This window comes from Rhizobium sullae (assembly GCF_900169785.1).
Classification (GTDB): Bacteria; Pseudomonadota; Alphaproteobacteria; order Rhizobiales; family Rhizobiaceae; genus Rhizobium; species Rhizobium sullae.
Genome location: NZ_FWER01000105.1, coordinates 1 through 9,506 on the forward strand (window position 1 = coordinate 1; position 9,506 = coordinate 9,506).

A 9,506-nucleotide genomic window follows, 5' to 3' on the forward strand; every position below is an offset into this window, starting at 1 on the left:
TGGCCGGATCATTTGCACCGACCCGATCTGCACTGCGAGCTTGGTCAGCGGCTCCATCACGGAGACGAGGTCGGTGGCTTGGAAGTGCCCATGGAGGCTGCTTTTGATCGGCTTCTGGCCGGCGATCATCACCAGCGGAAATCCGCCGAGATGCGCATACTCAGCGCCGTTGGGGAAGTTAAGTGTGCCCGGGCCGCAGGTGGCGAGGCTGACGCCTGGGCGGCCGGTGAGCCGGCCCTCGGTGGCGGCCATGAGGGCCGCACCCCACTCGGTGCGGGTCGGCACGAACTTGATCTTCTTCGACTTGCGCAGCGACTCCATGATGTCGAGGATTTCCTCGCCGGGGACGTAGTAGATGCGCTCGGCGCCCATTTTCTCAAGGACCGCGACAACTCGGTCGGAACCCTTAATCATGCGTTGCCCCCTTAGAGCTGGGTGGGTTCTTTTCCTGCTTTTTTGTCATGCCAGCCGCCTTTCAGTTGCTGCTGTGAATTCCTTGGTCGTCGCGCTGCCGCCGAGGCCGCCGGTCCTGACATTGTCGATGTTCAGCACCTTTTCGACCGCGTTGCGGATGGCGTTCGCCTTCTCGCCTTCGCCGACATGGTGGCAGGTGGCGAGGCACTGCGGTCTGATTGGCGAGACCGACCGCTCAATGTTCGGAGCACATCTCTTCTGTTGCGCGTAAAACAGTGACATGACGCTTTTGATTCCACATATCGTTGATAACACGTCATGTCATAGATAGAGCGCTTAGACGAGTCAACAGAAAAAATGCCGCCAACAACTTAGCCCGCTCCATCGACGAAGCGGCCGTCGTCACCTCATTGAGTTTTCGTGGATTGTAGGCGGGGCGCATCGATGCAAACTTCCTCGGCTCCGCGGTCCGGCGCGGACTAGCCTCCGACCGGGATGAACACCGACAACGCCTTTCGGACTGCAAAAGGTTAGCAAGGCATGAAACGCAGGCCGCTCGACGCATAACTGCGGCTGGCGGAATCTGTGACAAGCCCCATTAACTTGCCTGCCGCAAGTTAACTCGCTCCCGGCCTTGACCGGAGAGATCGACAACATTGCCGTCGCCTATACCGCCTATACCGCCTATACCGCCTATACCGCCTATACCGCCTATACCACCTATACCGCCAATAGCTGCCGCGCCGAAGCCGATCACCGTTGTGCAGGTGTCTGCCGAATACCCCCAGTTACGCCGCGGCCGAGCGGCCTACTGCGCCAACGCAAGCTCATCATCCGGTAAAGCGAAATGATTGAGGCCGATCGGGAGGTAGCCTTCCGCAATCAGGGTGTTGGCCACGGCCGCGAGCTGACAGGCCCGGCAGCCTAGCGCCTCCTCCTCGTCAGACGTTGGTTTTTCCTAAGGATAGACCAGTGCGTAGCCGAACACGGCAAATCGACTGGTGCATTGGGTGCAGCTCCTGCGGAGTTGACGCAGGACTGCACCGTCTGATTTGGACGACCGTAGATCAGGTCAAAATTGATTGAGGCTTATCCCGTGGCGGGGCAGTTGATTGACCACAGTCGCCGTCAGCTCCTCGCTTGGATTTCGTTTAATTGCTTTTGAACATCGGGATCGAAGCTCTGTACGTCTATGCTCGGTTCACCCCAGCCGCTAGTGGCGAGTTGAGTTGTTGCGCGGCAAATACGCAGACTGTTGACTAAAGAAGGCGACCGGTTTAAGACGCAGACGGTTTAATGTCGTCATACGCTGAAAATAGCGTCACGGAGCTCTGTATGCCGCACCATGATAACACTCCCCTTGGAAAGAGGTCAGCGGCGGAGTGCATTCGCCGCCATGTTGCCGATCCGGGGAACGGCTTGTACGGCGGATCGGATTGGGCAGCCCGGCCAGTTGGAAGTAGCACATCCCGATCGTTTCGGACCCGCCCACACGCCGCAGCCGAAACGGCTGCGGGATCAACCACAGTTACACATCGTTTGAGAGATCGAAGATCCCGGGGAGCCACGTTGATCAGTCACATTTCTTTTGACGTCTGGAACACTCTCGTAACAGCGAACCCAGGTCATGCGCCGATGAGGACCAAGTTTCTCGCCACCTGTTTTGATAGAGAAGAAGCAGTTGTGAGGAATGCATACGCGGAGGTCAAGAAGTGGGTTAACCAACACGCGATCGAGACGGGGTACGCCCCATCCGTGTCCGAAAATATTCGTCTGCTTATGATGCGTTGTAATGTTCAAAAAGATCCAGGCTTAATCGCAAAGGCGTTTGAGCACGTTTTTGAGAATTGCAAACCAGTTGTTTTGGACACCACTGTGAGGTTCGTCCATTCGCTGGCAGAAGACGGGTACACGCTATCAATTGGTAGCAACTCGAGTTTTATTAGCGGCACTACGATGCACAACTTTCTTGAGAGCACCTTTGGATGTGTATTTCGGTTCGAAATTTATTCCGACCTGCTTGGATATGCAAAGCCAAACGAGGCATTTTTCAACAAAATCATCGGGTCGTGCGGCGTTGCGGCCGACAACATCCTGCATGTGGGCGATGACGCCATCTGCGCGCAGCGCTGGAATGCGCGGCGCCCTGGTGGGAAGATCTGAGGACATTCAAGAGGCTGTTTATGACGCAGTTTGAGGAGTTTGCGCTTCATGAATTTCAATCAATCGAGGATGCACCCTTTCGACCGGAGCAATATTCGCGTCTGAAGTTCGGTTGCGACGAGGCCGCTCGCGAGATGGGCCACCAGATTGCAGACGCCTTCTTCGAAAAACACGCATCCACAATACTGAACAGCCGCTGCCTGATGATTCCGTCGCCATTCAATTTCGTTCCGAATGCAGCAAATGTAATGACGATGCATTTGCTAGATCGCCTCAACAACCACATCGTTGATGCGAAAGGCAACCATGTGGAATATGCGACTGTCCCGCGAAAGATCAGTTACATGGACGATTATGGATTTCTTTCAGGAGAGGATCGCAAATCATTGATTGCTGGTGATAGGTTCTACTTCAACTCGCAACATTTCGAAGGTCGTTGTCTTCTGTTTATCGACGACGTGAAGATTACTGGCACTCACCAAAACAAGTTGGTCGAGCTCATGCACGAGCAGCAGTTAAAGAATAAAACATTTTTCCTGTATTTTGCTCGATACACGGGCGATCGTCCTAACATAGAATCCGAGCTAAATTTTGCCGCCGTTAAGTCAATCAAGGATCTAAACCGGATCGTGGTGGAGCCTAATCATCACATGACCGCTCGGACAATAAAATATATCCTCTCGGCAGATCCAGATGAACTGTACAACGATTTCCTGAGGTTCAGAAGCTACCGATATCTTGAGACTCTTTATTTCAATTGTCTAAATGAAGGATATTACAAAATACAGAAATATCAGGCAAATATAGATATTATTCGCAATGTCGCTAATGCGATGAAAGAGAAAAGACATGCTTCTCCTAGGTAGTTCCAAGTATTACACAGCTTGTTTTTTGTTCCATCGCGTTCTATATCTGCCACAATACTTGCCTGGGCTGCGGGACGACTGCTCGAAGCGTTCGACTGCCTCGCGAATTTCCAGCGGGGAAAGTGTGCGCCGTCGAATTGTGAGCCACCTGTCGCGCACCATCGGCGATGCCCGTCCTGATACAGCTGCAGAAGAAATATAAGGCCGGCGGAGTTGAGATTGTCATAGTCGCGGTCGGGTTAGGCGACTCAACCCGATCCACGCGATCGGGTATGTTCGGAAACAACATTGGTTCGGCGGTAGCGGTATTTGGGGCGGCCTTCCATGAACTGCGAGCCGATATGGCGTTACGCGGATTAGGTCTAGATCAAATTTGCGAGCTTTCAGCTCGTTCACGCTCCTGGTTGTCGTAATCCCAATCATGTCGATCATAACCCGGCCGAGCGGCTCGCGGACGCTGTTTTAGACCATGGGACGCCTGGCGCCATTCTCGTCGGCGGAATCTGCGACCAGGGATCCCGATTTCCTCGAGACCGGCGACAATCACCAGACGCACGCGGCGTGGCCGCGTCGATGTTATAACCATTTCCTCAAAGAATTTCTGCTTCGTAGTCTCCGCCTCCGCCATGGCGTTGACCGCCTTCAAGAGCTCAGCCGGTTCGTACAACATGAAGCGTAGGCGCTGCGTGCGTGGGCTCACTTGCTAAGTCCCCTGGATTAGGAGCTCGCCTTACCTGCAGTCCGCGAAGCCCTCGACACATACATCGGGGGACGGCCCCAAACCTTATATACTATGTCCATTACCTCCGCATTGGTGGAATTCAGCGTTTCCATCGCTTGCTCGTACGCCGACCGGCCTACCTCTCCCACTGACAGCTCATATAACGATTGGTGTTTCAGCCAAGCTTGCAGAATCGCGCCCGATTCCCAGACGGTCGCAGTCAACAGCGTATTCCCCAGGGAGTCCCGCAGTCGTGCGACTGCCTCTTGCTGTGAGAGGTCACGCGGATCGTGCCTTGTCACCAAGAATTTAATAAAGTCATACGCTACGGGCCTTTCAGCCTGTTCGATCAAGGAGACTAAATGCTCGAAATGGCCGAGGGACAGGGTCATTTGCGAGATCTCAGGCCTTTCAGGGCGGACCGTCATCAGCACGCCGGTCGCTGCTTCATACGCACCCGCGGTCAGAAAGCTTCCATCTCCACAGTGGATAACGACGACCTCGTAAAGGTCTTCGACTTCCTTGAGCGCATCCACCATTCTGATGCTAGCATCTGGGTATCCCCACTTGCTGCGGTAGCGCCGCGAACTTTCCTCTTCGAAATCGCCGAGCTCGAAAGTACCCGGTACGAAATGAAGACCATCAAAATTGGTTTTTAGAATTACAGAGCCCATACTGACCCGACGAACGTCATCATAGCTTAAAACGGCAGACATGCTTGCGTTAAGGACGGGATAGCCAGTCGGTAAATAGCCGAACATTTTCGACAATGAGCCCCTCGCATCGAGATCTATAGCGAGAACGCGGAATCCTTGAAGTGCAAGGCCCTGAGCCAGATAGAACGATGTGGTGGTGCTTGCGGAGCCGGCGGAGCCGGCGGCTACTGAGATGATCTGCAGTTTCTCACCATCCCGCCTGCGCGGCGAAAACTTCGAAGCCTCTTTCGGACGGGTCGAAGCGAGATGAGCACGGAGTTCGTTGATCTGTGGAAGCGTATAGGAGCGTCGACCTGCGGTCCCTGTCTCCGGTGTTGGCCCTAGCCCATCAATTGACAACTGGCGCAGATAACTGCCCGACACGCCGAGAATCTCGGCAACCTCGCCCAAGGAGAACGAGCGAAGGGTGCTGGTGAATGCAATTGGATATTCAGGAGCTGCGCCCCACTCCATTAGGCGACCGCAGATTTCTTTGCGATAGCGCCCAATCCGCTCCGATGTTGGCATGTGAAAGGCTGGATTCTCAGAGTGCGGCATAAGTGGCCTCGCGACGACATTTCTGGTACATGACGCTTTTATTCTGTTTTCTGCGCCCGTCAAGGTTTAGGGAGCCCAGCACGCAGGTATTTGTCGTATGAACCGGACCGGCTCGATAATGTGGGGGCGGTGCCGGGGCAGGCGAGGCTATAGATCTCGTCGACTTCCAGATCGAGCGGGTGGACGATATCGTGGGCAACGGCCGCTGCAGGGACGATGCCGCACCAGGCGCCGATGGCGAAGATAGACGGTCAGGCGCAGATTTTCATCGCCGGGCAACTTTCGGCGGTTCGCTTTCTCGGGCAGCGTCCTGGCGGGTCGGTGTTAGTCACCGATTGCAAAGCGGGCAATTGACCAGATGAAATCCGTCTGCATGGCAACGGCTGCCTGGTCGAGCTTGCCGGGATTGGTCCAGAACCAATTCGGATCCGGCGCGCCATTGGGACTGCAGGGACCGGATGGATTGGGACAGAGCGCCGGGATCGGCAGATCGACGAATCCTGCTGGCGTCGTCTTTATTCCCTTTGCGTTGACGGCGGCACGCGCATGGCAGGTGATGCAGGACGAAGTGTCGGCGAATCCAGCCTCCGTTACCGAATTGCCAAGATGCGTCGGCACGCCGGTTGCCGAGACGAAGTCGGTCTGGCTGCCCTTCAGGCAGTAATGTTCCCACACAGCCGAAAGGCCCGCAGAGCGCAGCACCGCTTTCAGTGCGTCGTTCTTTGCACAGGCGCTGTAGGGCCGATCAAGGACCTCATTCGCGTCCACGTCGGCGACAACCGCACCATAGGCATCATGGCATCCGGTATAATCGCAACGGCCTGGATTGTTCTGGTGCTCGAACGTTGCCCAGGTCCAGTTGGGCAGCACCTTACTGATGATATGCATGGCGATTAGCGCGTATTTCTTCCCGTCAGGTGCCTCGCTGACATAATAATCGGCGCTATCGACCTCATCGGCGGGTACCCAATTTGCCTTGACTTCCATGGCGCCGACAGGAGCTGAGATCGGCCGGCCGGCATTATAGAAGGATCGCAGACCGGCCTTGGTAAAGAGCTGGTTGCAAACGATGTAATCGAAAGTCGCATGGTTGCGGCGAACTTCTTCGCTCCCGTCGGGCGACCCATGCGGGACGAGGCCCAGCGGAGCCAACTGCTGGAGGGCTGGAAGACTCAGTATTTTTGGACCGGCCAGGGGAGTGGCGATTTCCGCCGCTCCACCCGACTGTCCACAGGACGGGTCACGTTTGGCGCCCGGAAAAACCGGGTGCGGAGTGAATGTATCTTCGTTCGAAGCCCATGTTTCGAACAAAACCTTGCCAGGCGTCGCCGCGACGGGACCAGCGACATAAGCGAGGAAACGCCAAGACGCCTCGTCCGGCCTGTTGATTGCGAGGTTGGCATCGACAGACTCAGTGAAGCCGTCGAGAGGTATGGACGCCAACGTAAAAACGGCACCCGTTGCAAATAATCTGGAAATCCAGTGCATCTTGTTCTCCAAGCAGTTTCATCAGTCTCCGAGCTTATTCGGAGGAGATTTTGTGTTCTATTGGAGACATCCCGCCTCGAAGCGGAAAAGGCGACTGTATCGCCCGAACGGATGATCGTGACGGCTTCGGCGGGGAGCAAATCTTGTTTGCTATCACTATCCCCTACCCGTCCCGTGGCTGGAGCCATTCAACTATTCTTTTGGTGAGCGTGCCCTGCGACTTGCTCGAAACGAACAGGCCGACATGCCCGCTCAGAAGCGGAATCTCCGTATAGTCGGTGCTGCCGATCTTGCCGCCGAGCGCCTTGGAACAGGACGGCGGAATGATATGGTCGTTCAGCGCGTAGATGTTGAGCACGGGCACGTCGATCGCGTAGAGGTCGACGATGCGGCCCGACAGCTCGAACCTGCCCTTGACCAGGCGGTTCCCCTGATAGAGCTCCTTCAGCCATTGCCGGCCGGCCGCGCCCGGGTGATCCGGCCGGTCGGCCAGCCATTTCTCCATGCGCAGGCAGTTCATCAGCAGGTCCTTGTCGCCGGCGATGTCGATGAGGTTGACATTGTACTTGGTCAGCGATTGCATCGGCGTCATGAGCGAGAAGATCAAGCTCATGAATTCGCCGGGGATGACGCCCAACGCATCGACCATGCGATCGATATCCTCTGGCGCAAGCGAGCGCGTCCAGATGTTGAGGAGGCCTTGACTGGCCGCCGGGTCGTCGATATCGGCGTGGAAGTCGATCGGCGTGATGGTCAGGACCAGGTTCTTGACCTTCTCCGGATGGAGCGCCGCATAGCAGGTGGCGAAGACGCCGCCCTCGCAGATGCCGAGCAGCGTTACCTTGTCATGCCCCGTCTCGCGGCAGATCCGGTGCACCGCCTCGTGGATATAGTCGTCGACATAGTCGTCCATCGTCAGCCAGCCCTCGGCGCGGCCGGGCTTGCCCCAGTCGATCAGCCAGACGTCGATGCCCTTGGCGAGCAGGCTACGCACCAGCGAGCGGTCGGGCTGGAGGTCCGCGATAGTGTAGCGGCCGATCAGGCCATAGACGATGAGGACCGGCGTCTCGACGATGCGCTTGGCCGTCGGCTCGTAGCGGAACAGTTCCACCTTGTCGCGACGCATGACGAGCGTCTTCGGCGTCGCTCCGACATCGACATCCTCGTCGCGGATCCCGGCGAGCACGTCCGCCCCCTTGTGGAACTTGCGGACATTCTCGGCGAAATCCTTCAGGAAGCTGTTGAAAGCGGTTTCGCTGGGTTCGGTCATGGCTCATCCCTCTCGTGGTTGTGTGGCGACGCCGCCTGCACCTTCGGCCTCATCGCGCAGTGCCCTGAGGCTGGCACGCAGCTCCCGCCTCATTTCCGTGAGCTGCCGCGTCAGCTCGTCGAAATCCTGCTGGTTCGGAACGCCGAACAGCTTGGCGATGCTGTCGGTCATTTGCTGCTGGCAGATGCGCAGGTCCAGCGCGGCGCGCAGCAAATCGCGCTGCGCGGCGAGGAAATCCTCCGAGCGCTTGTTGCTGATCAGTTCCTCGTCGGCGATTTTCCTCCACGCCTTGAAGGCCTTGCGCCAGCCGAAATCCTTGGCGTCTTCTTCCTTCGTGTCGGCGAGCGTCGCGCTATAGCGTTCATAGGCCTTGCTCCACGGCAAGGAGGCGATGGCGTGATAGGCCGCCATGCGCTGGCCCACGTCCATTGAGGCCGCCATCAGCGCGTAGACCTGCCGGTCGAGGTTCCACACGTCGGCAAGGCGCGGGGCTTCCGCCATGCGCTTGATGGTTTTTGAGATCTCGCCGCACTGCGCGACGGCAAACAGGCTGCTGTCGGCCGCGCGCGTGGTGAGGAAGGGCATCATCGAGTTGAACCACATTTTTCCAATTTCCCCTGCCTGCTCCATGCTGCTGCGCCACATTTCCGACATGCGCAGCAGCATCTTCGAGAATTCCGGTTGGTCGTCCGAGCTCGAGGTCATGGCCGGCTCACCCGCCTGCGGCTAGGCCGCGGCCCGCAAGCGCGCTTGCATAGATCGCCCGAACTTGGTCGTAGTCGAGCTCGCGCGGATTGTTGACCAGTAGGCGATCCTTCTGTTTCATCGCATCCTCCGCCAGCTTGGAAAGATCGCCTTCGCCGATTCCAACCGCCGAAAGCGAGCCGGGCAACCCGCAGTCGCGGCAGATCGCCTCGATCTCGGCGATGAAGGCCGCAGCGTCCACCGCATCGGACTGGCGGCGATAGCCGGGCTGAATAACGTCGGAGAGCTCGGCATAGAGCGCTTCGGCTGCCGGGCGGTTGAATTCCAACACGTAGGGCAGGACCAGCGCAACGGAGAGGCCGTGCCCCACATAGAAGATCTCGCCGATCGGATAGGCGAGCGCATGCACCGCGGCAACCGGCGAGTTGGCAAACGCCATTCCGGCCATCATGGAGCCGAGCAGCATGTCCGAGCGCGCTTCGAGGTCCGAGCCGTCCGTGTAGACTTTCCTGAGATTGGCCGACAACAGCGCCAGCGCCTTCAACGCGAGCTGGTCGGAGATCGGGTTCTTCTTGATCTTGCCGGTATAGGCCTCGATTGCGTGCGCCATGGCGTCGATGCCCGTC

The 9,506-nt window shown here is 57.3% G+C and carries 10 protein-coding genes and 1 pseudogene; 3 read left to right on the forward strand and 8 right to left on the reverse strand.

The window, feature by feature from the left end:
- Positions 1-414 (reverse strand): thiamine pyrophosphate-binding protein (locus BN1800_RS38150; protein ID WP_244564801.1); only part of this gene is annotated, 414 nt, incomplete at its 3' end.
- Positions 415-459: 45 nt separating this feature from the next.
- Complete coding sequence (locus BN1800_RS38155) at positions 460-696, reverse strand: hypothetical protein (protein WP_087005952.1); 237 nt, start codon at positions 694-696, stop codon at positions 460-462.
- A gap of 352 nt (positions 697-1,048) precedes the next feature.
- Here BN1800_RS38155 and BN1800_RS41005 point away from each other — a divergent pair, with 352 nt between their 5' ends.
- The 3 genes from BN1800_RS41005 to BN1800_RS38170 all read left to right on the forward strand — a co-directional run bounded on the left by BN1800_RS41005 (position 1,049) and on the right by BN1800_RS38170 (position 3,443).
- Positions 1,049-1,255: a hypothetical protein gene (locus BN1800_RS41005; RefSeq protein WP_143534245.1), complete on the forward strand. Its 207-nt coding sequence runs from the start codon at positions 1,049-1,051 to the stop codon at positions 1,253-1,255.
- Between the two features lie 728 nt (positions 1,256-1,983).
- Entirely contained in the window at positions 1,984-2,577 is a 594-nt protein-coding gene (locus tag BN1800_RS38165) for an HAD family hydrolase (protein WP_143534246.1), read from the forward strand.
- A 20-nt stretch (positions 2,578-2,597) separates the two neighbouring features.
- Positions 2,598-3,443: a phosphoribosyltransferase family protein gene (locus tag BN1800_RS38170; RefSeq protein WP_087005961.1), complete on the forward strand. Its 846-nt coding sequence runs from the start codon at positions 2,598-2,600 to the stop codon at positions 3,441-3,443.
- A gap of 717 nt (positions 3,444-4,160) precedes the next feature.
- Here BN1800_RS38170 and BN1800_RS38180 read toward each other — a convergent pair.
- From BN1800_RS38180 to BN1800_RS38205, 6 genes and pseudogenes are all read right to left on the reverse strand, one after another.
- Complete coding sequence (locus BN1800_RS38180) at positions 4,161-5,417, reverse strand: AAA family ATPase (RefSeq protein ID WP_087005967.1); 1,257 nt, start codon at positions 5,415-5,417, stop codon at positions 4,161-4,163.
- A gap of 61 nt (positions 5,418-5,478) precedes the next feature.
- A pseudogene (locus BN1800_RS38185) lies at positions 5,479-5,662 on the reverse strand (SDR family NAD-dependent epimerase/dehydratase); the annotation flags it as partial.
- Positions 5,663-5,741: 79 nt separating this feature from the next.
- Complete coding sequence (locus tag BN1800_RS43220; RefSeq protein WP_244564802.1) at positions 5,742-6,905, reverse strand: hypothetical protein; 1,164 nt, start codon at positions 6,903-6,905, stop codon at positions 5,742-5,744.
- Between the two features lie 163 nt (positions 6,906-7,068).
- Entirely contained in the window at positions 7,069-8,175 is a 1,107-nt protein-coding gene (gene phaC, locus BN1800_RS38195) for a class III poly(R)-hydroxyalkanoic acid synthase subunit PhaC (protein WP_087005969.1), read from the reverse strand.
- 3 nt (positions 8,176-8,178) lie between these two features.
- Positions 8,179-8,841 carry a poly(R)-hydroxyalkanoic acid synthase subunit PhaE gene (locus BN1800_RS38200; RefSeq protein ID WP_244564803.1) on the reverse strand — a complete coding sequence of 221 codons (663 nt, stop codon included), beginning with the start codon at positions 8,839-8,841 and terminating at the stop codon, positions 8,179-8,181.
- 46 nt (positions 8,842-8,887) lie between these two features.
- The coding region (locus tag BN1800_RS38205) for a dehydroquinate synthase/iron-containing alcohol dehydrogenase family protein (protein WP_143534247.1) at positions 8,888-9,506 on the reverse strand (619 nt) is incomplete at its 5' end.

Excerpts from the sequence above, each read along its gene's own strand:
- BN1800_RS38155 (WP_087005952.1), bottom strand. The coding sequence starts at position 696 with ATGTCACTGTTTTACGCGCAACAGAAGAGATGTGCTCCGAACATTGAG.
- BN1800_RS38170 (WP_087005961.1), top strand. The coding sequence starts at position 2,598 with ATGACGCAGTTTGAGGAGTTTGCGCTTCATGAATTTCAATCAATCGAG.
- BN1800_RS38180 (WP_087005967.1), bottom strand. The coding sequence starts at position 5,417 with ATGCCGCACTCTGAGAATCCAGCCTTTCACATGCCAACATCGGAGCGG.
- BN1800_RS43220 (WP_244564802.1), bottom strand. The coding sequence starts at position 6,905 with ATGCACTGGATTTCCAGATTATTTGCAACGGGTGCCGTTTTTACGTTG.
- phaC (WP_087005969.1), bottom strand. The coding sequence starts at position 8,175 with ATGACCGAACCCAGCGAAACCGCTTTCAACAGCTTCCTGAAGGATTTC.
- BN1800_RS38200 (WP_244564803.1), bottom strand. The coding sequence starts at position 8,841 with ATGCTGCTGCGCATGTCGGAAATGTGGCGCAGCAGCATGGAGCAGGCA.